22 protein-coding genes and 1 pseudogene are annotated in these 26,381 nt (G+C 57.4%); 3 read left to right on the top strand and 20 right to left on the bottom strand.

Annotated elements, in window-relative coordinates; translation table 11 throughout:
- Nucleotides 1-1,575: pseudogene (tkt, locus tag NYE85_RS08600) on the bottom strand (transketolase); the annotation flags it as partial.
- Between the two features lie 237 nt (nucleotides 1,576-1,812).
- On the opposite strand from tkt, the gene NYE85_RS08595 reads away from it, so the two are divergent.
- Nucleotides 1,813-2,565 carry a M48 family metallopeptidase gene (locus NYE85_RS08595; RefSeq protein ID WP_259004318.1) on the top strand — a complete coding sequence of 251 codons (753 nt, stop codon included), beginning with the start codon at nucleotides 1,813-1,815 and terminating at the stop codon, nucleotides 2,563-2,565.
- A gap of 31 nt (nucleotides 2,566-2,596) precedes the next feature.
- On the opposite strand, the gene NYE85_RS08590 is transcribed toward NYE85_RS08595, so the two are convergent.
- From NYE85_RS08590 to NYE85_RS08525, 14 genes are all read right to left on the bottom strand, one after another.
- Complete coding sequence (locus NYE85_RS08590) at nucleotides 2,597-4,237, bottom strand: thiamine pyrophosphate-binding protein (protein WP_259004317.1); 1,641 nt, start codon at nucleotides 4,235-4,237, stop codon at nucleotides 2,597-2,599.
- A 55-nt stretch (nucleotides 4,238-4,292) separates the two neighbouring features.
- A complete protein-coding gene (locus NYE85_RS08585; protein ID WP_259004316.1) occupies nucleotides 4,293-5,762 on the bottom strand; it encodes an aldehyde dehydrogenase in 1,470 nt (489 codons plus the stop codon).
- A 24-nt stretch (nucleotides 5,763-5,786) separates the two neighbouring features.
- Entirely contained in the window at nucleotides 5,787-6,575 is a 789-nt protein-coding gene (locus NYE85_RS08580) for an aspartate dehydrogenase (protein ID WP_259004315.1), read from the bottom strand.
- A 12-nt stretch (nucleotides 6,576-6,587) separates the two neighbouring features.
- On the bottom strand, nucleotides 6,588-7,382 hold the full coding sequence (locus NYE85_RS08575; protein ID WP_259004314.1) for an SDR family oxidoreductase: 795 nt from the start codon (nucleotides 7,380-7,382) through the stop codon (nucleotides 6,588-6,590).
- Nucleotides 7,379-8,197: an alpha/beta fold hydrolase gene (locus NYE85_RS08570; protein ID WP_259004313.1), complete on the bottom strand. Its 819-nt coding sequence runs from the start codon at nucleotides 8,195-8,197 to the stop codon at nucleotides 7,379-7,381. Before NYE85_RS08570 ends, NYE85_RS08575 begins: the two co-directional genes overlap by 4 nt.
- Nucleotides 8,194-8,721: a cupin domain-containing protein gene (locus tag NYE85_RS08565; RefSeq protein ID WP_259004312.1), complete on the bottom strand. Its 528-nt coding sequence runs from the start codon at nucleotides 8,719-8,721 to the stop codon at nucleotides 8,194-8,196. The genes NYE85_RS08570 and NYE85_RS08565 overlap by 4 nt, the downstream gene beginning before the upstream one ends.
- 28 nt (nucleotides 8,722-8,749) lie before the next feature.
- Nucleotides 8,750-10,006, bottom strand: coding sequence for an MFS transporter (locus NYE85_RS08560; RefSeq protein ID WP_259004311.1), 1,257 nt, complete (start codon nucleotides 10,004-10,006; stop codon nucleotides 8,750-8,752).
- Nucleotides 10,007-10,124: 118 nt separating this feature from the next.
- Nucleotides 10,125-11,336 carry an NAD(P)/FAD-dependent oxidoreductase gene (locus tag NYE85_RS08555; RefSeq protein ID WP_259004310.1) on the bottom strand — a complete coding sequence of 404 codons (1,212 nt, stop codon included), beginning with the start codon at nucleotides 11,334-11,336 and terminating at the stop codon, nucleotides 10,125-10,127.
- Entirely contained in the window at nucleotides 11,333-12,259 is a 927-nt protein-coding gene (locus tag NYE85_RS08550; RefSeq protein ID WP_259004327.1) for a VOC family protein, read from the bottom strand. The genes NYE85_RS08555 and NYE85_RS08550 overlap by 4 nt, the downstream gene beginning before the upstream one ends.
- Before the next feature lie 99 nt (nucleotides 12,260-12,358).
- Nucleotides 12,359-13,153, bottom strand: coding sequence for an IclR family transcriptional regulator (locus NYE85_RS08545; protein ID WP_259004309.1), 795 nt, complete (start codon nucleotides 13,151-13,153; stop codon nucleotides 12,359-12,361).
- A gap of 31 nt (nucleotides 13,154-13,184) precedes the next feature.
- Entirely contained in the window at nucleotides 13,185-13,940 is a 756-nt protein-coding gene (locus NYE85_RS08540; RefSeq protein ID WP_259004308.1) for an SDR family oxidoreductase, read from the bottom strand.
- On the bottom strand, nucleotides 13,937-14,980 hold the full coding sequence (locus NYE85_RS08535) for an aromatic ring-hydroxylating dioxygenase subunit alpha (protein ID WP_259004307.1): 1,044 nt from the start codon (nucleotides 14,978-14,980) through the stop codon (nucleotides 13,937-13,939). The genes NYE85_RS08540 and NYE85_RS08535 overlap by 4 nt, the downstream gene beginning before the upstream one ends.
- A gap of 19 nt (nucleotides 14,981-14,999) precedes the next feature.
- Complete coding sequence (locus tag NYE85_RS08530; protein ID WP_004958929.1) at nucleotides 15,000-15,308, bottom strand: recombinase-like helix-turn-helix domain-containing protein; 309 nt, start codon at nucleotides 15,306-15,308, stop codon at nucleotides 15,000-15,002.
- 3 nt (nucleotides 15,309-15,311) lie between these two features.
- The gene (locus NYE85_RS08525; RefSeq protein WP_259004306.1) at nucleotides 15,312-15,629 is read right to left on the bottom strand and encodes a non-heme iron oxygenase ferredoxin subunit; all 318 of its coding nucleotides are present in this window, start codon (nucleotides 15,627-15,629) and stop codon (nucleotides 15,312-15,314) included.
- 395 nt (nucleotides 15,630-16,024) lie between these two features.
- Here NYE85_RS08525 and NYE85_RS08520 point away from each other — a divergent pair, with 395 nt between their 5' ends.
- The gene (locus NYE85_RS08520) at nucleotides 16,025-17,278 is read left to right on the top strand and encodes an MFS transporter (protein WP_259004305.1); all 1,254 of its coding nucleotides are present in this window, start codon (nucleotides 16,025-16,027) and stop codon (nucleotides 17,276-17,278) included.
- Nucleotides 17,279-17,329: 51 nt separating this feature from the next.
- Here NYE85_RS08520 and rluF read toward each other — a convergent pair whose 3' ends face one another.
- Together rluF and speB are read right to left on the bottom strand one after the other, a co-directional pair.
- Nucleotides 17,330-18,199, bottom strand: a complete 870-nt coding sequence (rluF, locus tag NYE85_RS08515; RefSeq protein ID WP_259004304.1) for a 23S rRNA pseudouridine(2604) synthase RluF — start codon at nucleotides 18,197-18,199, stop codon at nucleotides 17,330-17,332.
- 62 nt (nucleotides 18,200-18,261) lie between these two features.
- Entirely contained in the window at nucleotides 18,262-19,182 is a 921-nt protein-coding gene (speB, locus tag NYE85_RS08510; protein ID WP_004958917.1) for an agmatinase, read from the bottom strand.
- Between the two features lie 854 nt (nucleotides 19,183-20,036).
- On the opposite strand from speB, the gene NYE85_RS08505 reads away from it, so the two are divergent.
- On the top strand, nucleotides 20,037-20,909 hold the full coding sequence (locus NYE85_RS08505) for a VirK/YbjX family protein (RefSeq protein WP_259004326.1): 873 nt from the start codon (nucleotides 20,037-20,039) through the stop codon (nucleotides 20,907-20,909).
- A gap of 180 nt (nucleotides 20,910-21,089) precedes the next feature.
- Here the strand turns inward: NYE85_RS08505 and NYE85_RS08500 are convergent, their stop codons facing one another.
- The 3 genes from NYE85_RS08500 to NYE85_RS08490 all read right to left on the bottom strand — a co-directional run bounded on the left by NYE85_RS08500 (nucleotide 21,090) and on the right by NYE85_RS08490 (nucleotide 25,860).
- Nucleotides 21,090-21,746, bottom strand: coding sequence for a lysozyme inhibitor LprI family protein (locus tag NYE85_RS08500; RefSeq protein ID WP_259004303.1), 657 nt, complete (start codon nucleotides 21,744-21,746; stop codon nucleotides 21,090-21,092).
- Between the two features lie 131 nt (nucleotides 21,747-21,877).
- A complete protein-coding gene (locus NYE85_RS08495) occupies nucleotides 21,878-22,222 on the bottom strand; it encodes a hypothetical protein (protein WP_259004302.1) in 345 nt (114 codons plus the stop codon).
- Nucleotides 22,223-22,413: 191 nt separating this feature from the next.
- Nucleotides 22,414-25,860 (bottom strand): autotransporter outer membrane beta-barrel domain-containing protein, encoded by a 3,447-nt coding sequence (locus NYE85_RS08490; protein ID WP_259004301.1) that lies wholly within the window; start codon nucleotides 25,858-25,860, stop codon nucleotides 22,414-22,416.
- Nucleotides 25,861-26,381 lie beyond the last annotated feature (521 nt).

Genomic DNA, 26,381 nt, shown 5'->3' with positions numbered 1-26,381 from the left:
TCGCCTGTCAGCTGCTCATACGCGCCCACCGCCAGCTCCACTTCCGAACCGGTGGCAATCAGGATCAGCTCCGGCGTGCCGTCACAGTCTTTCAGCACGTAGGCCCCGCGGTACACGTTGGCCAACTGCTCGGCGTCGCGTGGCTGCTGCGCCAGGTTCTGGCGCGAGAAAATCAGCGTGGTCGGGCCGTCGTTACGCTCGATGCCGTACTGCCAGGCAATCGCCGATTCCACCTGGTCACACGGACGCCAGGTGCTCATGTTCGGGGTCCAGGAAGGTCGCCGAGTACGGCAGGAAACCGCCGTGCAGCGCGATGCCGTTGGTGATGGCGGTCATGCCGAACTCGCGCACGCCGTAGTGGATGTAGTTGCCGGCCAGGTCATCGCCGAGCGATGTGGAGCCGGACCACAGGGTCAGGTTGCTGGGCGCCAGGTCGGCAGAGCCGCCGAGGAACTCCGGCAGCAGTTTGCCGAACGCTTCCAGCGCGTTCTGCGACGCCTTGCGGCTGGCGATGTTGGCCGGGTTGGCCTGCAGCTGCTCAACCACTTTCTTCGCTTCTGCCTGCCAGTTGGCCGGCAGTTCACCGCTCATGCGGCGTTTGAACTCGGCCGCCAGTTCAGGGAAGGCCTTGGCGTAGACGGCGAACCTGTCGTTCCAGGCGGCTTCTTTCGCCTGACCGGCTTCTTTGGCATCCCACTGGGCGTAGATATCCTGCGGGATTTCAAAGGCGGGGTATTTCCAGCCCAGCTGTTCGCGGGTGGCGGCCACTTCGGCCTCGCCCAGCGGTGCGCCGTGGGAGTCGTGGGTACCGGCCTTGTTCGGCGAACCGAAGCCAATCACGGTTTTGCACATCAGCAGCGACGGTTTGTCGGTAACGCGGCGGGCTTCTTCAATCGCCGCCTTGATGGCGTCGCTGTCGTGGCCGTCGACGCCGCGCACCACGTGCCAGCCGTAGGCTTCAAAGCGCTTGGCGGTGTCGTCGGTGAACCAGCCCTCGACGTGGCCGTCGATGGAGATGCCGTTGTCATCGTAGAAGGCGGTCAGCTTGCCGAGCTTCATGGTGCCGGCCAGCGAACAGACTTCGTGGGAGATGCCTTCCATCATGCAGCCGTCGCCCATGAAGGCGTAGGTGTGGTGGTCAACGATGTCATGGCCCGGGCGGTTGAACTGCGCCGCCAGGGTGCGTTCGGCGATGGCGAAGCCGACGGCGTTGGCAATGCCCTGACCGAGCGGGCCGGTGGTGGTTTCGACGCCAGGGGTATAGCCGTATTCAGGGTGACCCGGGGTTTTGGAGTGCAGCTGACGGAAGTTTTCCAGCTCGCTCATCGGCAGGTCATAGCCGGTGAGGTGCAGCAGGCTGTAAATCAACATGGAGCCATGGCCGTTGGACAGCACGAAACGGTCGCGGTCAGCCCAGTGCGGGTTGGTCGGGTTGTGGTTGAGGTAGTCACGCCACAGGACTTCGGCGATATCCGCCATTCCCATGGGGGCGCCCGGGTGGCCGGATTTTGCTTTTTGTACGGCGTCCATGCTGAGTGCGCGGATGGCGTTGGCAAGCTCTTTACGAGAGGACATGTTTTACTCCAGGTCGGATTAAAAAAGCAGTCAAGTTTTCTATTTTCTCAGACTCCGTATTAAAACGGCAATCCCTAATGCCAAATGAGAGCGAGTTCACGACTTATTAGTACCAATCGGCCGATTTTCGGAATATCACTATTTCACACCGCGCTGACGTACACTAGGCTCTTGCAACCCGATTGTTTCAGCTAAAATTGCACGATCCCCTTGTTACTATCACAGGAAGATGGCTTCATGAAAATTCGTACTTCTTTGATTGCATTAAGCATTGCCACCTTGGTAAGCGGCTGTCAAAACCTCGATACCAATACCTTGATGCAGTCTGGCGCGCAGGCGTTTCAAGCGGCAACGCTGAGCAATGACGACGTGAAAACGTTAAGTGTAAAATCCTGCGCCGAGATGGACAGCAAGGCACAAATCGCGCCGGCCGACAGCACCTATGCCAAACGTCTGAATAAAATCGCTGCGGCGCTGGGTGACAATATCGACGGTACGCCGGCCAACTATAAGGTTTACCTGACGAAAGACGTCAACGCCTGGGCAATGGCCAACGGCTGTATTCGCGTTTACAGCGGGCTGATGGACATGATGAACGACAACGAAGTGGAAGGCGTACTGGGCCATGAAATGGGCCACGTGGCGCTGGGCCATACCCGCAAGGCAATGCAGGTTGCCTACGGCACCGTTGCACTGCGCACCGCGGCGGCGTCTACCGGCGGCATTATCGGCTCCCTGTCGCAGTCGCAGTTGGCCGATATCGGCGAAAAGCTGGTCAGCGCCCAGTTCTCGCAAAAGCAGGAAAGCGAAGCGGATGACTATTCCTTCGATCTGCTGAAAAAACGCGGCATTGACCCGAACGGTCTGGCGACCAGCTTCGAAAAACTGGCCAAGATGGAAGCCGGCCGTCAAAGCAGCATGTTTGACGACCACCCGTCCTCGGAAGCGCGCGCTCAGCACATCCGCGAGCGCATTGCGGCAGGCAAATAACCCCTGGGGCGAGGCCAGGCCTCGCCCTGTTTCAATACAGGGTTTTCTGCGGCGGGCCGGCAAAGGTCAATGGTCCGACGCGTTTCATCTCGACCTCCACCACCGACGGTCCCGGGTAGTTGATCGCTTCCGCCAGCACGCCGTTGAACTGCGCCGCATCGTCAACCTTCCAGGCCTTGATCCCCATCGCTTCCGCCACCTGCGCGAACGCCGGCGTATGCAGTTCATTGTAATACTGTCGGCCAGCGAAGTACTTGTCCTGAATACCGCGCATCACGCCATATCCGCCGTCGTTCATGATCAGCAACGTGATGTTGGCCTGTTCCTGTGCCATGGTCGCCAGTTCCCCTAGCCCCAGAGCCAGACCGCCGTCGCCCACCAGGCCGACCACCTTGCGCTGCGGATTGGCGACTGCCGTGCCGATCGCCATCGGCAGCCCCAGGCCAATCGCCCCGGCCAGCGAATGGATGTTGCACAACGGCGCCATGGCGCGGAACAGCCGACTGCCCCACACGCTGCCTGAAACGGTGATATCACGCACCAGCAGGCCGTCATCCGGCAGCGCGGCGGCGATGGCATCGTTCAACCTGACGTATTCGCCGGACTGCTGGCGCAATGCCGTCTCCGCTTGCTGCACCGCCGCGGCGATGTCTGCATCCCATGCGCTATCCACCCGGGCATGCGGTGCATAGCGGGCCGCCAAGGCGCTCAGCAAGGCAGCGCAATCACCGTTGATCTGTTCATCGGCCAGGTAGTTGCGGTTGGCCGCCGCCGGGTCGATATCAATCTGCACCAGCGGGCGCGGCAGCGGCAATGTCCAGGTGCGGGTTTCGTTGCTGCGCAACCGCGATCCGGCCACCAGCGTCAAATCACAGCGGTTGAGTATTTGTTCTATGCTCGGCGAATTATGGAAAGCGCGCAGACTGCGCGGATGGCTGTCCGGCAGAATGCCGCGCCCGTGGGTGCTGGAGATTACCACGACCCCGGCGTCCGCCAGTTGTTTCACCGCTGGCGCACAGGATAACGCGCCGCCCCCCAACCACAGCAGCGGACGTTTGGCCGCACGCAGGCGTTGGTAGAGTCGTTCGACCGCGGCGTCATCCGCCGCCGGCAGCGCTGGCGGCAACCGCGCCGGCGTCAGCACCGCGCTCGACACCAGGCTGCTTTGGATATCGATCGGGATTTCTACCGCCACCGGGCCGCACGGCACGGTCTGCGCCTGTTGGATTGCGCGCTGGATCACCGCCACCGCCTGTTCCGGCGAATTGACGCGATAGGCACCTTTCGAACAGGCGCGCAGGAAGCCCAACTGGTCTTTGGTTTCGTGTATAAACCCGGCGTCGGCATCAAGATAGGCTTTTTCCACCTGACCGGTAATATGCAGCAACGGAGTATTGGCATTCAGCGCTTCAATCATTGCCCCGACCGCATTACCGGCACCCGCACCGGTGCTGGTCAGCGCCACGCCCAGGCCAGAAAATCGACCATGCGCGTCTGCCATGGTTACCGCCCCGGCTTCGCCACGTGCCGGCACAAAGCGGATCGCCCCGCGCTGTCCGACGGCGTCGGCAATCGGCAGATTGTGAATCGAGATGATGCCGTATATCGCCGACACCGCGTAGTGCTCCAGAGTTCGGGCTATCGCCTCGCCTACCGTTATTTTATCGCTCATCATCTGCCTTCTTTTATGAGGGTATGCAAAAGTAATCATCTGTGCCAAGGGACGCCTAGTCGCTCCAGCGGTTGATCTGGTGGTTTAACGCCAGATACACGCTCTTCTGCTGCATATACGCCTTGATGCCGTGCAGCCCTTTTTCACGCCCCAGGCCGCTGTGTTTAAAACCGCCAAACGGCGTCGAGATCGAAAATGTCTTATAGGTGTTGATCCATACGGTGCCGGTTTCCAACTGCGACGCCAGCGCCATCGCCCGCGGAAAATCACGACTCCAGATGCCTGCCGCCAGTCCGTAAACCGAATCATTGGCCATTTCAATCAGCTGCGCTTCATCGTCGAACGGCATCGCCACCAGCACCGGGCCAAAAATTTCTTCCTGACACACCCGCGCTTCGTTATTCAACCCATCAATAATTGTCGGCAGGTAATAACTGCCGTTCGCCAGTTGCGGATCCGCCGGTATCTCACCGCCGATCAGCACTCGCCCGCCTTCCTGCTGCGCCAGCGCGACGTAATCGGCCACGCTTTGCCGATGGCGGGCATTGATCAGCGGGCCAAGGTGCACCCCCGGCTGCAACGGATTGCCGACACGCAGCCCGCTCGCCAGTTCGCACAGCCGTGCCAGCAACGGCTGATATAGCGAACGGTGCACGAACAGCCGCGAACCGGCGATGCACGCCTGCCCGGCGGAACTGAAGATGCCGTAGCAGATGCCGCGTGCCGCCTGCTCCAGATCCGCGTCTGCCAATACGATGGTCGGCGACTTGCCTCCCAGCTCCAGTGAGGTCGGGATCAGCTTTTCTGCCGCCACGTGCGCCAAATGGCGACCGGTGCTGGTACCGCCGGTAAACGAAATCTTTTTCACCAAAGGGTGACGCGCCAGCGCTTCGCCAATCACCGAACCTTTGCCCGGCAACACGCTGAGCAAACCGGCCGGCAATCCGGCCTGTTCAAACAGTTCCGCCAGCTTGAGCGCCATCAGCGGCGTCGCTTCAGCGGGCTTGAGGATCACCGCATTGCCCGCCGCCAGCGCCGGAGCCACTTTCTGCATTTCGCTGGCAATCGGTGAATTCCACGGCGTAATGGCGGCGATCACCCCCAGCGGCTGGTACTGGCTGAGCGTCATCACATCGTGGCTGCGCTGGGTGGGCAGTTCGCCCTCCATTACTTCACAGGCGGCGGCAAAATAACGTGCGGTGGCGGCCGCGCTGGCCACCAGCCCACGGGTTTCCGCCAATGGTTTGCCGTTGTCGCGGGTTTGCAATTGAGCCAACGGCTCCAACTGCTCGCCGATCAGCTCACTGACGCGATGCAGGATCGCCGCCCGCTGGTGCGGTAGTTGCTGCCGCCATTCAGGCGCACGCCAGGCGCGTTCCGCTGCCGCAACCGCATCGTTGACGTCGTCGAGGTTGGCCGCATGCAGTTCGGCATTCAGCGAACCGTCGGCCGGGAATCGCGATTGCATCAGTTCGCCGCGCCCTTCACGCCAGCGCCCGGCCAGGAAAATCTTTAACGTTTCCATGCTATGACTCCTACAGTTCGGCAGCTAGCAGCCGCCGTCGACCAAACGGCGGCAGGCTTGCACCGCGCTTAACGCCGCCAGCGTCGAGGTTTTCGGGTTACTGGCCAACGGATTGCCGCTCAGCAACATCTGGAATTCGCCAAAGCTTCCGCTGACCCGCAATTGATGACTGTTGTGCCGGGTATGCGGATCCACTTGCAAACGAACCCGGGTGGCATCCATCCCCACGCCATGCAGGGCAATGGTGGCGGCAACGTTGGCATTGGCCGGGAACAGCCGCGCCGCTTCGCGCGCCGAACCTTCAAAGAACACCCGCGCTTCGCTGACCGCATCCAGATCGAGGAGTTTTTCCGCCAGGCTGCCACGCCAACTGGCCGGGCTTTTGCTGGCCTGATAGGTCACGCTCTCCAGCCCGCCCTCGCGCGCCGATGCCAACCCGTCCATACCGGCGATGGCACCGGACAACACCCACAGCCGCCCATGGTAGCGTTGGCAGGCCTGCTGAATGCGTAGCTGCAGCGCCGCGTCCGCCAGCGCGCCGGTTGAAATCACCGCCAGCGTCCAGCCGCGCTGCACCACCGCTTCGCCAAATTCCGCCACCGCCTGCTGGCTGGCACACTCCAGCACCAGATCTGGTCGGCCGTCACATTGCGCGGGATCGGTCAGCGCCTGCACCCGGTCGCCATAGGCCTCGGCAATCGCCGCATGATGCGCCCCACGCGCCACGATCCACCCCGGCTCTACCCCTTGGGGCAGACGCGCCAGCACTTCCTTTGCCATCGCACCGTAGCCGATCATCATGATCTTTTTCATTGTCGCTCCTGCTTACAGATGTCGGTTGAAGCCGCCGGATACGTCCAGCGCCGCTCCGGTGGTAAAAGAGGCCATGGGCGACGCCAGGAACAGCAACGCCCGCGCCGGCTCCTGCGGTTTACCCAACCGTTTCATCGGGATGCCGCGCCGCTCGGCGATCGCCGCCGTCCACGCCTCCCAGCTTTGCTGCGGGTCGCTGCGCTCGGCAAAGCGGCGACGCCATTGGCCAGACTCCACCATGCCCAGCAGAATCGAATTCACCCGAATACCTTTGTCGACCAGCTGTTTTGACAACGTCAGCGTCATGTTCAGCAAGGCCGCACGCGCCGCCGAAGTGGCAATCATGTGCTCTTCCGGCTGTAACGCCAGCAGTGAGTTGACGCAGGTGACCGAGGCAATGTCCGAGCGCTCCAGCGCCGGCAGGAACGCCTGCAGCGGATTGATGACGCCAAACAGTTTCAGTTCGGCTTCGTGCAGCCAGGCCTCACGCGGCGTTTGCTCAAAATCGGCGACAAAGCCCTGTCCGGCGTTGTTGATAAGCATGTCGACAGCGCCGAAGCGCTGCATGACCGCGGCGGCAAATTGCGTAACCTGCGCAGCGTCCAGCACGTCGCAACGTGCAGCGACGATCTCCGCCTGTGGAAACGCCTCGCGCAGCTGCGCCAGCGCGGCGTCGAGCTTGTCCTGGTTGCGGCCGCAGAACGCCACCCGCGCGCCTTCCGCCAGCAACAGCCGCAGGGTTTCGAAACCAATGCCCGAGGAGCCGCCGGTCACGACCGCTACCCGTCCCTCTATCTGGAAATTCATGGTTGGATTGCCCTCGTAAATTCCTGCATATAACGGTTAAACTCCAACGGTGCGTCAAGGTAGCTGGCGTGTCCGGCACCGGTTATCAACCGCAGTTCGGCGTCCTGCCGTTGTGCCAGTTCGCGTGCCGCTGCCGGTGGTGTAATCCGGTCAACGTCGCCGCACCACACCTGCAACGGGCCGCGATAATGCATCAAATAAGCGCTTATATCGTCATTGGCCAACATCCAGGCGGCGCTGAGAAAACCGGGCGGATTGAGCTGCCGCATAGCGCTCTGCACCCAGGCAATGTCCTGCGGATGGGCATCTTCACGTAACAACGCCGCCGCCCGCCGTGCGCCGTAACCCTGCGGCCCCAGCGTTGCCATCATCTGCTGGCGCTGCTGATAAACCTGCCGACGTTTTTCCGCCGTTGTGCTGCCATAACCCTGAGCCGGATCCGCCAGCACCAGGCCGTTCAGACCATCCGGATAACCCGCCGCATAGGCGCTGCCAATCAGCGCGCCCAGCGAATGGCCGATCACCAGTGGCTGCGCCAGTTGCAGATGGTCGATCAGCGCTGCCAACGCGCGGGCGTAAGCGGCAGCATCTGGCTGACCGTTGGCCAGCGGCGCACTGCCGCCATAACCTGGCGCATCCCAGGCGATCAGCCGGTGCCCGGCAGTCAGGCGCGCATCGGTCAACTGCTTCACCCATGACGCCGAACCGGAGCTGATACCATGCAGCAGCACCACCGGTCGGCCTTGCCCGGTTTCGCGCCAGCTCAGCAGATGGCCGTTACAGTTCGCCTGTCGGCGTTCCGGCAATCCGTTCATCCGTTGCGCTTCACTTTCGACAGGGGATGGTCCGCCGGATAGGTCGGGATCTCCGGCTTGGCGGTGCCGAGCATCACGCACATCAGCGCTTCTTCTTCACCATGGTTAAACAGGCCACGATAAATGCCTGCCGGTACCGAAATCAGATCGCGCTCCTTCAGCACGGTTTCGTAATACTCCTCGCCGTCCTGAATCATCAGCGTGATGCTGCCTTTCAGCATGAAGAACACTTCTTCCACGTCGTCGTGCAAATGCAGCGGCCCTTCGCATTTTGACGGCAACACCATGGTCGAGAAGGTGAAGTTGCCCGCTGGCACGGTGTTGACGTCGCTGGCGACGCCGGTTGCACCGGTGCCGATGTAGCGCATCTGCGCACGGCGGTATTTGGCATCGAAATCAGCCTGGAACTTCAGCGCGTTCCAGTCATATTTACGACCTTCAAAACGGGCGATGCGTGATTCCACCCAGTTCTCCATGGTCATATCCTGCGGCTTTATCGCGGTTTTTTGCTCAATCTGTGACATGGTTTCACTCCTTAATTACGTGGCTCACTCAGTATTTCTTCAGTAACGGCAGCAGAATGATGCAGCCGACAAAGGCCATCACCACCAGGAACAACAGGCCGTTATCCATGTTGCTGGTAGCGGCGATCAACGCCCCCATCAGCACCGGTGCCAACGCGCCGGCAAAATTGCCCAATCCATTGAAAATGCCGCCGGCGGTGGCGCTCACCTTACTGCTGGTCGCCTTTGCCAGCAGGGCAAAAATGTTCGGCGCGCCGGCGCCCCACATGAAGGTGCTGAACGCCATGGCGGCAATCACGCTGTAGGTGCCGTGCAAATGCAGCACCGCCGCCAGCCCCAGCCCTGCGCCACCCAGCGAGAAAAAGCAGGCCAGCGCGCGGCGATCCAGCTTGTCCGACAGCCACGCCCCCAGCACTTCGCCCAGCAGCATGGCGATAAACGGCAGCGAAGACAGATAGCCGGCGTGTTCCAGATGAATGCCTTTGCCCTTGATCAGATAACTCGGCAGCCAGCCGTTCATCCCCCACAGGTAGGTGAGGAAGGCGATATTGAACAGGCAGATCATCCAGAAATGCGGATTGCGCAGCAGTTCACGGCGATGCTGTCGGCGCTCTGCCGGCAGGGTTTGCTGCATTTTTTCCGCCCGTTGCACCTGCAAATGGCGCAGGCCGAACAGCACCAGCAGCATCACCGGCAGCGTCAGAAACGCCATAAAGAAGAAGGTGGCCTGCCAGTTGAAGGTGTTGAGAATAAACAACGTGACCGGGAAGCCAAGCGCCGCACCGAGCGGCGTCCCCAGCAGCCACAGCATGGTGGCACGTGCCTGCAAACGCTGGGGAAAAGCCTGGCGGATGATGGCGTAGGCCATCGGCAGCAACGGCCCTTCGGCAATGCCGAGCAGGATGCGCAGCGTCATCATGGTGTGATAAGAGCGCGTCAGCCCCATCAGTACCATCAGCACGCCCCAGACGATCATCATGCCGACCAGCACCTTGGTCGGGTTCAGCCGATCGCCGATGCCGCTCAACAGCATCGACGAAAAGCCGTAGGAAAACAGGAAGGCGCTCATCAGCAACCCAAGGCGCGTCGGATCAAAACTGATGCCCAACGCCTGCTGGAATGCGCTGTCGGAAAACAGCGCCGCAATGCTGATCTTGTCAAAAAATGCCAGCAATACGCAGGCAAACAGCGCCATCGGCACCGACCAGCGCACCCGCTGCGGCTGATTTTCGACAACGGTTTCCCCCACCCGACCATCGCGGGCGTCAATGTGTTGCGTAGTCATGAAACGCTCCCGGTGTTCCCAGGCCTGCCCGCGATGCCGTAGTGGACGGGCACCTTCCTCATGGCTTAGCCGAGGAGGCGCGTGGCCGTCTGGACGTTACGCGACAGGCAGCGGGGAATTATTTCAACGCCATCAGAGAAAATTCCGCATCCGCCAATTGCTGCGGCTCCAGTACTCGACCGCTGGCTAACCAGCGTTTGCCGAGCTTGATGGCGCGCGCATCGTTGAATGCCACCATTTGCACCAGTTGCCGATCGGCATTCAGGGTAAAAAACAGCTGAGACTGCGGCGTGCGGCGCACCACCTGATGCACCCCACCGGTTGGCACGCCAAGGATCTGAATATTGGCATCGTATTGATCCGACCACAGCCAGGCCACGTCGTCGTATGGCGCGGTAGCGGCATCCAGCATGGCGCAAGCGGTGCTGATCGCCTGGTTTTGTGCATAGGCCCACGACTGCAGACACAGGCCGAGCGTCGGATGGCGCGCCACGTCGCCGGCGGCGAAAATCGCCGGGTGGCTGGTACGCCCCTGTCCGTCCACCACAATGCCGCCCTCAATCTGCAACCCGGCGCTGCGGGCCAGTTCCAGGTTCAGTTCCACACCAATGCCGACAACCACCAAATCAAACGGCCGTGCCGCACTGACGGCGCTGCCCAGCCACGCCGCGCCGTCGCGCTGTGTCAGCGTTATCTCGCCACAGCCGCAGTGCAGGGTAACGCCCTGCCGCTGATGCAGCTCCAACAGCGCCTGCGATACCTCGACGCCGACGCTGCGCATGCACAGGGCCGGCTGGCGTTCGAACACCGTCACTTCCACGCCGAGCTTGCGCGCCGAGGCGGCAATTTCCAGCCCGATCCAGCCACCGCCGACAATCGCCAACCGGCGGCACCGTTGCAGCGCCTGGCGCAGCCGCGCTGCGTCATCCCACGAACGCAGCGTCATCACCTGTGGCTGTGCGGCCCAGCGGGCATCCGGCAGGCGTGGTCGGCCACCGGTGGCGATCAACAGCTGTGTGAAACGCAGCCGTCGGCCGTCGCTGAGCGTTACCGTCTGTGCCGCCGCGTCAATCTGCTCGGCGCGTAGTGGGCGATACCAGTCGATGTTCAGCGCCGCCACCGCCGATTCACTGAACAAACGGCTGAGCGGCGGGTTACCGTCCAATAGCGCCGCCTTGGACAGTGGCGGACGTTCATAGAAGTCATAGGGTTCGTCACTCACCACCGACAGCCGGCCGGTGTAACCGCGATCGCGCAGCGTTTTCGCCGCCCAGCCGCCAGCCTGTCCGCCGCCGACGATCACTATGCCCGCATCAAGCATCTGGCTCATAATGCATTCACCGGTTTGTGCTGGCGGCGGGTATCATGATCGATCCCCCCTTCTACCGCCCATTCGGTAAATGACACCAGCGAATGCTCCAGTTCACGCGGCTGCCAGTTTTCCGTCAGAAAATCGTCGTTGGTGTAATACTCAAACGCACCGCCGGTCGGGCTATTGACATACCAGAAATAGGCGGAAGAAATCGGGTGTCGGCCGGGGCCGATAAAAGTGCTCCATTGCTGTTTGTTCATCGCCAACCCGCCGCCGATCACTTCGTGAATGTCACGCACGGTGAATGCCACATGGTTGAGGCCACGCGGCCGATTGGGCAATTTCAGCAGGAACAGGTTATGGTGGCCGCCACGCGGTTGTGTACGTAGAAAGACTGCGCGATCGATATAGCGGTCAGACACCTGGAAGCCCAGCAAATCGCAGTAGAAACGCTCGGTGGCCACCAGATCCTCGACAAAGAACACCACGTGGCCGATGTTGATCGGCTGCGCCTGCGCATAGACCGGGCTAGGCTCATCAATGCGCCGCACGTCACCCCACTGGTTGATCGGCGACACCGGCAGCGAGACGTCGCGCTGCTGGCTGACGATAATGCGCAACGTCATGCCGTTTGGATCGCGACACTCCAGCGCGTCATCCAGTTGGCGAAAGCCCGGCTGCTGCGCCAATCTTGACGCCAGCGCCGCCAGCTGCGCCGAGTCGGCCACGCCCCAGGTCATGCGGCGCAGCGTAGAGCCGGTCTCGAACGCCGGCGGCAGTTCGCTGCTCGCCAGTGGGTGCAACGCCACGCGGGCGCCGCTCAGCGTGGTGAACTCTGCGCCATTACCGGCGCTGGCCAGGCCGAAGTCTTGCATGAATTTTGCGCACGCGGACGGATCTTCCACGCCAAATTCCAGTTTTTCGATACCGATTACGCTCATTTTTTCTGCCTCACGTTCTCGCTGAATGCGGTTTTCAGGCACGATCGCCCCCCGGCCCCTGTGCATCAGGAACCTCATCCCTACCTGAGTAAATAAGTGTTATCCGGCGTTGGCCTGCGGCGCGGCGCCGAGGAAACCGGAGATCTTTTCCGCCGCGTCACGAACTTCCATCCGCAGCCGTTCGCGATCCGCCGTCGGGATCTGATCGAACGGCACCATGATGCTCACCACCGCTTCCACCCGCTGTTCACGGTTGAAAATCGGATAAACGATCGACGAAATGCCGTGACGGAAAAACGATTCGCCAATTACGTAGCCTCGCGCTTTATCCTGCTGCACCATCTGCCACAGCGCTTCGCGACTGGTCGGCGCTCCCGGCGCGTTGTACGGCAGGGTTTCATCCGGGTACAGCAGGTCAAATTCGGCGCGCGAGGTGCTGGTCAGCAACATGCGGCCCAGCGAGGTCTGATGCACCGGCAGGCGAGTACCGACGCTGACCTGGTTGATCTGCGAACCGGCGGCGCTGACGCGGGCAATGTAGATCACGTCGCGCTCATCGCGGATCGCCAGATGACTGCTGCACTGGCTACGATCGCGCAACTGTTCGATCACCGGCTGTCCGGCCTGCGCCACGTCCAGCGACGCGATGTATTCAAAACCGAGCCGCAATACCTTGATGCCTAACGCGAAGGTGTTGGTACGCGGGTTACGCTCGAGGAAGCCCAGATGCTCCAGCGTTTGCACCACGCGATAGGCGGTAGCCTTGGGCATGTCGACCAGGCGATGTAATTCTGCAAAAGTCATTTCCTTGTGCTGCTCGCCAAAAGCCAGCAACAGCTGCAAACCGCGATCCAGTCCCGGGATCAGATACTTACACGCTTGTTCGTCTGCCATGCTCGGATCCTTATCTTTCGCCTTGACGCGATTAGTTGAATACAAAGCCGCCGTTGACCGGCAACAGTTGTCCGGTGACAAAGTCCGCCAGCGGTGACAGCAGGTACAGCACGCTGCCGGTGACGTCGTCAGGATGCTGTGCGCCAGGTAGCGCACGGCCCTGCTCGTACAGCTGGTGACGTTCGGCTGGCACATATTCGGTGGCTTCAATCCGCGTCAACCCCGGCGCAATGGCGTTGACGCAGATCCCCTGCTCACCCAGCTCACGCGCCATCGAGCGGGTCATGGAAATGATTGCCCCCTTGCTGGCAACGTAGGCCATCAGGCGTGGTGCGCCCCACAGGGCGGTGTCTGAAGCCACGTTGACGATTTTGGCATGCGGCCGCTGCGCCAACAGCGGCACCGCTGCCTGACTGACCAGCCAGGTACCGCGCACGTTGACTTGCATTACTCGATCCCACAGATCGATATCGTATTCCATCATGGTTTTGCCGCCGACCCCGGTCGCCAGCGCGCCGTTGTTCACCAGCCCATCCAGCGCGCCGCCCTTGGCTATGGCGTTGAATGCGCCGCCAATCGAGGCTGGATCGGCCAGATCGAACGCCTGCACTTCTACCTGCGCGCCTTGTTCACGCAGCTTTGCTGCGCCGGCGTGCAGCTCATCTGCCAGGATGTCGCACATCACCACGCTGGCGCCAGCCTTGGCGATGGCCTCGGAAAAACTGCGCCCCAGCCCGCGCGCGGCACCGGTCACCACAATGCGTTTACCGCTCAGCAGGCCATTCACTGCGCGGCCTCCAGCTCATTGAGTTGCACCAGCTGCTTTTGCGCTTCTTTTTGCATCATGCGGCGCAGGCGAGAAAGCCCAACGTCGTGCTGATACAGATACTCACGGCCGCGCGCGTTCGGCGCCATGTTTTCCAGCACGATGCGATCCTGTTCCAGCACGTCCCAATGCAGCTGCTCCAGCCGGTTGCGGTACATGAAACGCCACAGCGAACGCTGCCAGTCCTGTACCTTGCGGATGCGCCAGAAGAATACCCGGCAATGATCCTTGTCTTCCGGCACCACCATGCCGATGATCCAGAAATGCCCACCCGGCCCGAAACGCTTTTTGTAGGGGATCGACAGACGCATCCAGTACGCGCCGCTGTTGCCAAATTCCACCCAGTCAAAATTGACGCCGATCTGGCCGTTTTTCTTGAAAATAAAGCCGCTGTCGGTGGGTTCCAACGCCATATCGGCCTTGCGATCGCCTTCCGCCATCGAATGCGAGGACGAATGCAGGTAAGTGCCGTGCATCGGATCCATGACGTTTTCCAGCGCGTATTGATAATTGCAGTCCCAGCTGGCGGTACACAGGAAGTTGCTGTACGACTCGTCATCGGCCAGTTCCTGCGGGAACACCAGTTCGCAGGGCTGTTGGTCGGCGGTGACGCCGAAATAGAGAAATATCGCACCGTAGGCCTCTTTGGCCGGATAGGAACGCAGGCATTTTTGCCCGACCAGCGGACAGCGATCCACCGCCGGAACATCCTTCACCGTACCGTCGCCGCCAACTTCCACGCCGTGATACCAGCAGGCAATACGATCGCCGAGATTCCAGCCCATCGAAAGCCGTGCGCCACGGTGCGGGCAGCGATCTTCCAGGGCATGGATTGCACCTTCGCCGTCGCGCCACAGCACGATTTGCTGCTCCAGGCGGGTGATGCCCAGCGGATTATTACCCACTTCCCAGCTCGCCAGCACCGGATACCACATGCCGCGTAACCCCTGGTCAAGATAGTCTTGCACGGTCTGCGCGGAGGATGTTGTGTTTGCTGTCATTGTCTTCTCCCTGTGCTGCTCAGAAACCATTAACCTGAAGGAACTCACGGAACCCTGCTTCACTCCAGGGCTGACCGTTACGATCGAACAACCGGCGCTGGTTGAGCGCGCTGACAATCTGATCCAGCTGTTCCGCACCCGCATCAAAGATCTGTTCCAGCGCCGCAACCAGAGCGGTTTCAAAACCGTCCGGTACCCGGGCGCGGGTTTGCCAGATAACGTTCTGATACTGGCCCGGCTGATGGATCTGGCCGTTGCCGCCCTCCCGCGCCGGGATCACCTGTTGGGTGTCCGGCAGCCAGGGATTGAAATCGGTGATGTGCTGCATGGGTTACTCCTCCTCGATAAAGGTGATCTGGATCCGATCGTCGATCACCCGGGTGGGAAAGGTGTGCAGATCGCGGCCGCCGGGTTCGCGCAGGCACTTGCCGGTGCGCACATCGAATAGCGCCTCGTGCAGCGGACATTCGACCTTGCCGTCATCAACAAACCCCTGACTGAGCAAGGCATAGGCGTGTGGGCAGACATCTTCCAGCGCGTAATATTGGCCGTCGATCAGATAAACGCCGATCTCTTTCCCGTCAACCGTCGCCGAGTAAGGGAAATCTTCTTTTACCTGCGATACTTCGCACACGTTCTTCCAGCTCATTGCTTCGTTCCTCTATCTGATTGTTTCATATATGAAACTCAGTTTATTATTTAATACAGCCACTATAGGTCTGGCGAAACTTTCGTCAAGCGAGCAACGCGGTAAAAGTTAATGGTTGGTTATTTAAAAGTTACAAATGAGGTGGCGATCACGAAAAAATGCACCGGTATGAAAAAACTATCAATAGCCTGTGTTTCATGGCAGAAATATGATTAAAAACGCGTTGATTTGCACCGTAACCTACGCGTAAAAGAGCTATCCCAAGGGGTAATCCCCCATCAATTTAACAATAAACTCACATTTAACGGCCAGCATCTGCCTGTTTTCACCCTACGACGGCGACAGGCTGGTTTTTTGCTGTCTGAAGTCGTGATCTTTTTGCTACAGGAGCCTGTATGGAACGCAGGGTGCAACAACGTCAACGCTGGTTCGGGGTGGTCGCCCTGCTGTTGCTGATCGTTATCGCCTACGCCGATCGGGTCAATATCGCCGTGATGCTGGTCAATCCCGACTTCCTGCATCACTTTCAGCTCGACGGCAGCCGTGTGCATCAAGGGATGTTGATGACGGCGTTTCTGCTCGGCTACGGGGCTTCCGCCATGTTGTTGACGCCGTTTCTGGAAACCTTGATGGGCTATCGCCGTGCATTGACGTTGAGCATTCTGCTATGGGCGTTGCTCACCGCCGCCTCGCCGCTGGCCGGTTCGCTGTTGCTGTTGCTGGCGGTACGCGCGCTGCTTGGCGCCAGCGAAGGGCCGCTGTTTTCGCTGAAAACCATGTACGTCGGCGATCGCTTCGCCGCCGATGAACGCGGCAAGCCCAACGCGGTCAGCGCGCTAGGGGTATCACTGGGGTTGGTGATCGGTTTTCCACTGGTGAGTTTTCTGATGGCGCACTTTGGCTGGGCAATGTCGTTCTATCTGCTGGCGGCGCTCAATCTGTTACTGGGGCTGACGCTGGTACGGTTGTTTATCCGCCCGCCCCTGCGGCGGCAGCCTGCTCCTGCGGCCGCAAGACCTGCGGCGTTGGCGCGCGTCTGGCAGACCTTCGTGCTGGCCTGGCGTACGCCGATGCTCGGCTGGATCATGCTGATCGAGATCGCCACCCTCAGCTATCTGTGGGGCTCCAGCTCCTGGCTACCGGCCTATCTGACCGATGAGAAAGGATTTTCCATCAGACAAATGGGATGGCTGGCATCGCTGCCGTTTGTCGTCAGCATCGCCTCAAAATATCTGGGTGGCGTGCTGCTCGATGCTATCCGCCCCTATCAGGCGCCGTTGATTTTTGCCTTTGGCGGCGCGGCAACCGCGCTGTGCATCTATGGCGTCATGCATAGCCAGCAGCTCGGGTGGATCGCGTTTTTTCTGTTGATGGCCAACGCCTGCTGGGGCGTGCAGGGCGCGGCAATCCCCACGCTGCTGCAATACTATGCCCAACCGCAGGCGGTGGGCAGCGCCTATGGTCTGATTAACGGCATCGGCAACCTGTTCTCGGCATTTGTGCCAATGATCATGGGAATGGTGATGGCCAGTCAGGGCAAGGTTTCTTCGGGGTTTACGGTGCTGATCGCGTCGCAATTGCTGACGCTACTGGCGGGGGGAGTGCTGTTCAGCCGCATGCTGCTGACGCGTGCGGCCTCACGGGCCTGATAGCGCGCCCGCCATGATGGCCGAGCGCCTGTTATCACCGTAGACCGGGATTCAACGGCCCTTTTTCTTACGGCCCGGCTGGGTAAAACGCTTGCGCGCAGCCGGACTGCCGCTCGGCTTGTCGGCAGTTCTCTGCACGTTGCCGCTGCTGGCAGGTTTTTTCACCGCCGGTTTGGCTTTTTTAGTCGGTTTGGCTTCCGAACTGGAATCTTCAATTAGCTTGAACAGCTCAACCAGTTCATCGTCGGTCAGGTCACGCCATTCGCCCAACGGCAGACCGGCCAGCCCGACGTTCATGATGCGGGTGCGCTCCAGCTTGGTCACTTCATAACCGAAGTGTTCGCACATGCGGCGGATCTGGCGGTTCAGCCCCTGTACCAACACGATGCGGAAGACAAACGGCGCGACCTTCTTCACCTTGCATTTCTTGGTCACGGTACCCAGCATCGGCACGCCGGCGCCCAAGCCGTGGATGAACTCATCGGTGACCGGCTTGTTGACGGTAACCAGATATTCCTTTTCGTGATCGTTGCCGGCACGCAGGATCTTGTTCACCAGATCGCCGTGGTTGGTGAGGAAGATAAGCCCCTGGGAGTCCTTATCCAACCGCCCGATCGGGAAGATGCGGGTGCTGTGGTTGACGAAATCGACAATGTTGTCTTTCTCGCCATCTTCCGTGGTGCTGACTACCCCCACCGGTTTGTTCAACGCGATAAAGATCAGGTTGTCTTCATTGCGCGGTTCGATCAGTTGGCCGTTAACCTTGACCACGTCACCGGGGAAGACGCGATCGCCAAGCGCCACGCGCTTGCCGTTGATAAAGACGTTGCCTTGCTCGATATAACGATCGGCATCGCGACGCGAGCAGATGCCGCTTTCGCTGATATATTTGTTAAGACGTATAGATGGTTTGCCCAGCATGCTTTCTCCGTACGGCCCTGACCTGACGGCTCAGGGCCTTGAGCTGATACTGTTTTGGTCGCTTACGGCTGCTTTTTCGCTGCCTGCAGATACAGCATCTCCAGCCCCAGCGTCGCCGCCGCCAGCGCAGTGATTTCAGACTGGTCGTAGGCCGGTGCCACTTCTACCACGTCCATGCCGACAATGTTCAGCGACTGCATGCCACGCACCAGCTTCAGCGCACGATCGGAGGTCAGGCCGCCAATAACCGGCGTACCGGTGCCCGGAGCAAATGCCGGATCCAGACAGTCGATGTCGAAGGTCAGATACACCGGCATGTCGCCGACGATCTGTTTGATCTGGGTCAGCAGATCGTCCACGCCGCGATCGTTCACCTGCGCCGCATCCAGCACGGTAAAGCCGTTGTCGTGATCGAATTCGGTACGAATACCGATCTGCACCGAATGGTGCGGGTCGATCAGACCTTCGTTCGGCGCATGGAAGAACATGGTGCCGTGGTCATATTGGCTGCCATTGGCGTAAGTGTCGGTGTGCGCATCGAAATGCACCAGCGCCATTTTGCCGAAATGCTTGGCGTGCGCGCGCAGCAGCGGCAACGTCACGAAATGGTCACCGCCAAAGGACAGCATGCGCTTGCCGGCCTTCAGCAGTTTTTCCGCATGCGCCTGCAATTTGTCGCTCATGTCCTGCGCATCGCCAAAATTGAATACGATGTCACCACAATCGACGACGTTCAGCCGGTCGCGCAGGTCAAAACTCCACGGCCAGCGGTGACCTTCCCATGCCAGATTGGTCGATACCTGACGGATCGCCGCCGGGCCATGACGGCCGCCGGCACGGCCCGAGGTCGCCATATCGAAAGGAATGCCGGTGATAACCCACTCTGCATCGCTGTCATAAGGCATGAAATTCAGCGGAAAGCGCAGGAAACCAAAGGCGTTGGACACTAAAGAATTATCGGGCTGATGGCCTAGAGTACTCATATTAAACCCTCATAGTTCAACGGATTGCCTGTTGTGAAAGCGCACAGGCCGGAGCAAAAAAAAAATCCCTCCCGCGTCGTTAGCCCGACGAGAAAGGGATCTATTCAAAATCTTTTGGCACTGCTGATGGCGCAGATTATCGCCGTATTTTCGCCAGGCTTCAAGCCTGCTGCGCGCTGAGTTTTTACTCGTCGTTAGCCAGTATAGAAGAGGACGATGACAGCGGGTGTTATTGCGCGTAATTACCTGAATGGTGCTGGCCAGAGAACACCCCATGGCATCGGCGGCGTTTAATATCATTCGTCTGTTAGATGATGACATTGCTGATATCGACTGGCTGGTCGTGTAACAGCAGTCGGTGAACGTGCAACAAATTGCGGGAACAGAGTTTTAACGTTGGCGGATACCGCGTTCGCAGATAATGAAAACACTGATGTTGGCCACTAAACGCCCTGCCCGTCACCGTTAACCGTAAATTACAGGTGAAAACTTGCCAAACCCACACCTGGCTTCTATGCTCAGAAATTAATAGGATTTGGAATACTTGGTCCAGCCTATCTGTAAGCGGAATTACCTGTTAGCCTATAGCATAATCAGCGCAACGGCAGTTGTGTTACCTGTCGTACATTCTGTAAATAGTGTATCTGCTACTTTCTTTGCCGTAATTCCATCAGTTTCTTCGGCGGGATAACGTGAGATACGAACGAATATTATTTGAACAATCGCATGATACCAAACGCAGTGCGTCTGCAATAAACCACAGAATCTGACATCAAAAATAGAATTCATACGGTCTCGAAAAATTGAAATATAAAAAAATACCATCACCTCGCATACACGTTATTTTTAACCTGATGACAGGAAAGCTGACGCCTGGAGAAATATGGAAGCAAACAGGCTACCGGATTAAATTTATGATGCGAACCGCGTATTATTATCGTCCTACTCTCAATATGCTAGGGTACCTTTCTCAACGCGCGGATTTTGAACAATTGCTTAATGCACAAGTTACGTTACCCAGTAAACCTCACCGCCAGTATCTAACTTTAGGATTAACAGCAAATCAACGTGCCGCCGCAATAGTTGATCACTATCGGTATATCGACGAGTTACCTGATCCGCAATTCGCCAGAGCGTTTATTTCCACCGAGGAAGTTATTTTGTTGCGCTTGACGGGGAAAGACATGGCGTGTTTCACGCTTTCAGCCTCCTGCGCGCAAAAAGCCGATCGTGAAGGAGAAACGACGCTGTGGCTGCGTGACAATGAGGGTCTGTTGCTGGCCAGCCTGACATTTAATGTCAATCAGGTAAAGGAAGGAAAACGCCTAATAATCGGCGGACTACAGGGGCCAAGACGACACGTACCGCACGAGGTGATCAAGGATGCAACACGCACCTGCCACGGCCTTTTCCCAAAAAGGATCCTGATGGAGTTTATCTGGCTGCTCGCATCCCGCACTTCTATCAACGCTATTTATGGTGTAAGCAATAACGGACATGTTTTCCGTGCGTTGCGTTACCGCTTGAGCAAGGGCCGTCATTTTCATGCTAGCTATGACGAGTTCTGGGAGTCGCTTGGGGGCGTGAGGGTGAATAAACGGCTCTGGCTTTTGCCCCCCCAGCCGGAACGCAAGCCCTTGGAAAGCATACCGAGTAAGAAACGAGCCGAATATCGCCGCCGCTTTCAACTGCTGGACAGTATGGCTGAACAGATGAAGGTATATTGAGGATTGGAGATTGGGTGACTGATCTGCTGATAGACTGGTGAAAGTACAGTTGCTGTTACGCTACCAGCAGTCAACACACGGGACCAGAACGCAGGGGCCATATAAATATAACAGCGAGCTACCAAGTGGCAGCAAGTCGCTGAAATGATGGCCCATTTTAGTTAGCCGCCACAATCTTTATTATTTTTCATATGTGCCATCAAACGGTACGGTGTGTCCGCATGAGGATCGACACCCTGTCGAAGAAACGTCAATGCGAGAGCCGGTAACGTTCATATTTATCGTACATTTCTCATCCTTCCCTGCGACGACAGGAGCAAAGGTATATTTTGCGGAGGTACCTTTCAGTGGCGCAATGAACGAGATCAAGCAAGAATTATAGGTAGGCACGCTTCCGTCGGTAGATATGCTAACGGCTAGTTTTCCCCGGGGAAGCAACACGCTGTCAATAAACCATGACTTTTTGGAAAAGGTCCCCGTAAGATGTTGTTGATCATATCCTGAACTCAACTCGATATAACGGGCCCGATAGCTCTCGAAAAGGCAGCTCGCCACCTGGCCGCCCGAACCGTGGCATTTATTCCTTTTCGCCAGCCAAGCCTGCTGGCTCTTTTTCAATGCAACAGCATCGACGCCAGGTGATTTACTGACGGCCTTATAAAGCTCGGCCATAGTGTTATCTAACTCCTCCATGCCATAGTCGGTGGCATTACACAGCGCCTCTTCAACAGGCGTCGTTGTTTTTGTACAGTCAATCCCCGGATCTATCGGCACGAAGGCATAGGAAGAAACAGACAGTGAAAATAATGCCAAGCCAAAAACAAGGGAATAATTCATGGTATATAATTTCCTTTTGCCGCCTTCTTTTTGGTGAGTCAGAAGACGGATAGCCAAATAATATATCACTGCTATTGAAGACGGATTGGAACCATTTCCTCCGCGCCGCTTCCCCTTAACCAAATTAAGCCTTAGGGAAGCCTGGCGACGATGAAAGCCGTTTCATATTGATGGTTCGGGTATTGCGTATTCACACGCTGAGAAAAGGCCTGTTTTGTTATTCTGTGCCGATAAGTGTCATGTAATAAAAGCAGGAATTCTTTTGATTGCGCCGTTGTATCAATGGGGATCCGTTTGTAAATAGGGTCTTGTTCTGTTTGTCTGACGAGTTTATCGAACCAGATACTAAAGGGTTTATCTTCAACGGCAGCCACCACACGAGGGTCCTCCTGGCTGACGCAGCCTTGAAGCAGCAAAATACTAAATAAAAAGATAACCAAAGCGGTCACGCCATGTCGTTTGCATTCACTTTTCATATCTTCCTCATGATTTGCAACAGCTACTCTCCAACACAAAGCAGCGTCGTCAGCAAGTTAAACATCTTTCTCACCAGAGCCTGAGACTTACGGGCATAACGCTCTGCGCACAGCCATGCGCCTCTGCCGTCACTAGGCTATTCTGACGAATGGCTGTTTGAGTGCGAAATCGCTTCAGGGAACGACCATCATCAGAATCGCCACTGAACCCCCGCCGTCAGCCCATTATCCTGATAGTTTTTTGATAGCAGGCCAGTATAACTGAGTGATACATCCAGCGTTTTTCCCACATTAACTTGCGCGCCTGCCTTCATTACCATGCCGTCGCGTGAGGCTGCGACCGTGGCGGTATTGAAGGTGGCGTCAGTGCCAGCAAAGCGCAAACCGACTTCGCGGTCAGTATCGTTGTACTGATGCTGCCAGCCCAGTTCGCCCCGCAGCGTAACGGCGCTGTCTTTACCGCTGCTCCAGCGTTTGTCAGCTCGCATACCCAGGGTGGATAGCGTTGCGCTGGTGCTCTGGCTGTCTGCTGACAGCGCAGCTGCGCCGCCACTTTCGGCCATATTATCGCTGCGATAATTCACCCATGCCAGGTTGGCAAATGGCTCCAGATTAAACCAGGAATTATCCAAACGGTAAGCCGCTTCCGCGAATATCTGGCCGGTTCCCGCGTTATAACGCGCTTTGGCGTTATCAGACTGGCCGTAATAGCCGATTCCCCGTGAGGTTTCAATCCGGTGCCAGGTATAGGCACTACCGGCACGCAGATTCAGTTTGTCATAGGCTTTGCCAGCATAGACGGCCAAATGATAGTTATCACTGTCGGCAGAGGCACCGTCTGCGTGCAGTGAGGTGCGGGTGTAACCGGTAGCCAGGCCCAGACGCCAGCGATCGGCCAGTTCATTATCTGCACCGAGCAATACCCCAAAGGTTGAGTCGTGGAAGCCCGTGGCATTCTCATTGCCGCTGGCGTGTTGCCAGTTGCCCAACAAACTGACCCAGGCACCGCCCTCGTCTTGTTTTATCTCGCTGCTGTCCGCTGCCCCCTGAGTCTGGCGTAAACGCCCGTTAAGCGTATCGCGAACATAGCGACTGTTATTCACCAGCGCGGAGGCGATGTCCGCGTGGACCTGTCCGGATAATTGACGATACGCCTGTCGCGCCAGCTCCGCAGAAGGGGCCATCAGCAAGCTTTGATACACCGGGTTAGCAGCCGGCAGGCGTTCAATTGCCGTGGCCAGATTACGTTGATTGGCGGTGGTTGCGACATCCGCAAAACGCGTTGCGCTACGTTGTAAACCCAGGGAGACACTATTGACCTGATAGGTCAGATCGGGGGTTAAAAATGGTCCGGTTTCGGCAGGGCCAAACTGTCCGGTGACGCCTTGTGCGGCAGTGAGCACGGTATAACGCTGCGCCAGGATATTGCCTGAGGGGGATGTTGAAGCCAACAGGTTTTGACCCGTTTGCGGCATCACCGCAATTTCGCCACCGTTCAGGGTAGCCTGGCCATTGACCTGCAGCAGATCGCTACGCCCGGCCTCGACTTCCGCCAGATAACGGGAGCCATTTTCCAACGTTAAATCGTTATCAATCGTCAAGGTACCGATGGAATTGCCGGGTGCAACCGCCCCCCCTTTATTTGCCGTCAACGTGCCGATATGCCCACTACCGCTGACCAGACCACCTTCATTTACCCTCGTAGCGCCGGACGCCTTACCGTTGGCAATAAACACCCCGTCAACCGCGACATCACTGGCTAATGCACCGGTGTTAGCCAGTTGTAATGCGGCAGCCTGGGAAATTTGCGTCTGGCCGGTGTAGTCATTTTGTCCACTCAGCGTCTGCTGGCCGCCGGCGATAGTCAGGCCGCCTTTATGATGCTTCCCGTCAGGATTGCCGAGGGCAACGTCGGTGATACGACCAGAAAAGTTATCCCTGGCCTGGCTCAATACCAGCGTTCTGTCCCCCAGCGTGACCACGCCATTGCCGCTTAAGCTACGTATGGTGGCATTGTTCATGCTATTTGGTACGCCCCACGACGAATTGGCATTGCCGTGCTTGGAAATGTCAAACCAACCGTTATTTTCCAGCGATGCCGAGTAGGCGATGCTGCCGGGGCCGGCGAGATATAACACTGCGCCTCTGCTCACCCGGGTGACGCCGGTATAGGTGTTGATGCCGGTCATGTTGACCACCACGTCCGGCATCAGCGTTAGGTCGCCGGCGCCGGAGATGGAACCCGCCAGCCCCAGATAGCCTTTTCTTCCGTTAGGAGCAGCCGAGGGGTCGCCCTTGGGGGGAACCATCTGATTTCCCATTTGGCTGGTCACGCGGTTAAGGTGCAATCCGCTACCGTTGGCATCGGTTGAAAAATTATCAGCGCTGACGAAGAAGGGAGTAAACCCTGTTAGCTGGTTTTGTAAATCGTACATCACTGAATAGTTACGGAAAAAACCAAGCCCCAAGGTAATGTTCCAAGTCTTGTCATCACTGCCATTCTTGTCGACATCCAGGATTTCCTTGTCATTTTTATTGGTGAGGATGACGCTGGGACCCACATTATTACCATTACTATCAAGTGGTTGTAGTGATATCTCTGTAATGTTACTTACTTTATAACCGTCTTTTGTATTAACAATTTGCATCCCTTTTTCCGTTAAAAGTTTCTCTAGCTTTTGGCTATCTATCGTGACATCTGTGGGATTACCCGTGTCGAATAAAATTGCACTACCGAGCCCCTCAGCGGGAAGTTCAACGGTGTGCGGCTTACCGTTGACATTGAGCGTGAAGGTATATTTAAACCTTCCTTCATACTGTGTTGATGCCGGGGCACCAGAATTGGGGAAGTGGGGTACATAGCCTTCACCCCGCGCTGCTTCCCAGGGGGCCAGGGTGTCGAACTGCGCCCGCAGGCTGGGGGTTAGATGGAGGATACTGCACGGCGCACAACCCGGTGAAAGCGTTGTGCCATCGCTGTGCGAATTGTCATTACCCGCAACGATAAAACCTGTTTTAGTAACAGTGGCAAAGGGACTGCCACCATCGGGTTGTTGGTCAGCGTCCTGAAAAAGAAAATCCCCTACGCCAAAGGTGCCGTAGAAATAACCTTCTTCCGGCGGTTTTCCCTTCTTAAGTTTGTCTTCCTCGGCCAGGTTAAGGTAGTAAGGTACTTTATTCAGGATCTTAAATGGTTGTTGATCGGGCTCTGAGGGCTTATTGCTCAAGATATGTTCAATCTGGCCAATCACGTAGCCTTGATTATTGCTATCAGGCGTGACTACCGGCGTGGGTCTGTCATCTGAGGTGTAATAAGTCAGACTGGTTATCTGCTTACGCTGTAGCCAGTATCCCCCCCATGCGTCTTTTTCGCCGCCATAAAGATAATCGTACGGCTGATATACATTCGGCAAGCGAGAAGTATCCTGTTGGGCAAGCGCAGCGTTGAACTGCTCGGATCCGGTATCAAAGATATATTTCTGCGCAGGCCCGCCATTGACCCCGACATTGATGGTGAGGCGATCGCCGAGATGACCAAGGGGGATGCTCAGCGGGCCAGGTGCAGCGAACGAATAAGCATTAATCTGAACCAATACTACGCTAGTATATAGAGCTAACGAACTTATTTTATGCATCATACCCTTACCCCAAAGGTTCTTTATCTATGATTTAGTTACGCAAAAAACTAGCCAATTAAATCTATTTTTATAACCCCGATCTGGTTATTCGAAACTGTAGACCAGGAATGAGGAAAGTCAATTGGCTAAATTAAAAATATAAAAAAACAGCGTTGTTATTACGCAAAAAACCTGTTTTCTAAGTTCAAAAAACCTGCACAATTAGGGCTGACGGTGTTTTACTTTGGTGACAACCGTCATTTTCTGTTCATATATCGAGATTATTCAACGATCTCAATGAAGGGGACAATAAGATAATAATATGCTCTGGATATAATGGCGTTTCGGCGATACCTTTTCGCAGGACATGGCTCATCCGTTGACGGGGGTCTTTTCTCTTTTTGTTATTTAATTGAACATTGACCAACTTGTAACTATTATCAGTATTGGTAACGAGTGAATTTATTATCGAGCTACGTTAAAGCATTATAAATATAATTTTACTAAGTTCTTTATCAGTACATTTAAAAGCGTCGAGGTTA

The organism is Serratia sp. AKBS12, from assembly GCF_024793895.1.
Classification (GTDB): Bacteria; Pseudomonadota; Gammaproteobacteria; order Enterobacterales; family Enterobacteriaceae; genus Serratia_F.
This window is presented reverse-complemented; position numbering and strand designations above follow the sequence as displayed.

Bases quoted from the DNA above. Each gene is read 5' to 3' on its own strand.
- NYE85_RS08595 (WP_259004318.1), top strand. From the start codon at position 1,813: ATGAAAATTCGTACTTCTTTGATTGCATTAAGCATTGCCACCTTGGTA.
- NYE85_RS08590 (WP_259004317.1), bottom strand. From the start codon at position 4,237: ATGAGCGATAAAATAACGGTAGGCGAGGCGATAGCCCGAACTCTGGAG.
- NYE85_RS08585 (WP_259004316.1), bottom strand. From the start codon at position 5,762: ATGGAAACGTTAAAGATTTTCCTGGCCGGGCGCTGGCGTGAAGGGCGC.
- NYE85_RS08580 (WP_259004315.1), bottom strand. From the start codon at position 6,575: ATGAAAAAGATCATGATGATCGGCTACGGTGCGATGGCAAAGGAAGTG.
- NYE85_RS08575 (WP_259004314.1), bottom strand. From the start codon at position 7,382: ATGAATTTCCAGATAGAGGGACGGGTAGCGGTCGTGACCGGCGGCTCC.
- NYE85_RS08570 (WP_259004313.1), bottom strand. From the start codon at position 8,197: ATGAACGGATTGCCGGAACGCCGACAGGCGAACTGTAACGGCCATCTG.
- NYE85_RS08565 (WP_259004312.1), bottom strand. From the start codon at position 8,721: ATGTCACAGATTGAGCAAAAAACCGCGATAAAGCCGCAGGATATGACC.
- NYE85_RS08560 (WP_259004311.1), bottom strand. From the start codon at position 10,006: ATGACTACGCAACACATTGACGCCCGCGATGGTCGGGTGGGGGAAACC.
- NYE85_RS08555 (WP_259004310.1), bottom strand. From the start codon at position 11,336: ATGAGCCAGATGCTTGATGCGGGCATAGTGATCGTCGGCGGCGGACAG.
- NYE85_RS08550 (WP_259004327.1), bottom strand. From the start codon at position 12,259: ATGAGCGTAATCGGTATCGAAAAACTGGAATTTGGCGTGGAAGATCCG.
- NYE85_RS08545 (WP_259004309.1), bottom strand. From the start codon at position 13,153: ATGGCAGACGAACAAGCGTGTAAGTATCTGATCCCGGGACTGGATCGC.
- NYE85_RS08535 (WP_259004307.1), bottom strand. From the start codon at position 14,980: ATGACAGCAAACACAACATCCTCCGCGCAGACCGTGCAAGACTATCTT.
- NYE85_RS08530 (WP_004958929.1), bottom strand. From the start codon at position 15,308: ATGCAGCACATCACCGATTTCAATCCCTGGCTGCCGGACACCCAACAG.
- NYE85_RS08525 (WP_259004306.1), bottom strand. From the start codon at position 15,629: ATGAGCTGGAAGAACGTGTGCGAAGTATCGCAGGTAAAAGAAGATTTC.
- NYE85_RS08520 (WP_259004305.1), top strand. From the start codon at position 16,025: ATGGAACGCAGGGTGCAACAACGTCAACGCTGGTTCGGGGTGGTCGCC.
- rluF (WP_259004304.1), bottom strand. From the start codon at position 18,199: ATGCTGGGCAAACCATCTATACGTCTTAACAAATATATCAGCGAAAGC.
- speB (WP_004958917.1), bottom strand. From the start codon at position 19,182: ATGAGTACTCTAGGCCATCAGCCCGATAATTCTTTAGTGTCCAACGCC.
- NYE85_RS08505 (WP_259004326.1), top strand. From the start codon at position 20,037: ATGACAGGAAAGCTGACGCCTGGAGAAATATGGAAGCAAACAGGCTAC.
- NYE85_RS08500 (WP_259004303.1), bottom strand. From the start codon at position 21,746: ATGAATTATTCCCTTGTTTTTGGCTTGGCATTATTTTCACTGTCTGTT.
- NYE85_RS08495 (WP_259004302.1), bottom strand. From the start codon at position 22,222: ATGAAAAGTGAATGCAAACGACATGGCGTGACCGCTTTGGTTATCTTT.
- NYE85_RS08490 (WP_259004301.1), bottom strand. From the start codon at position 25,860: ATGATGCATAAAATAAGTTCGTTAGCTCTATATACTAGCGTAGTATTG.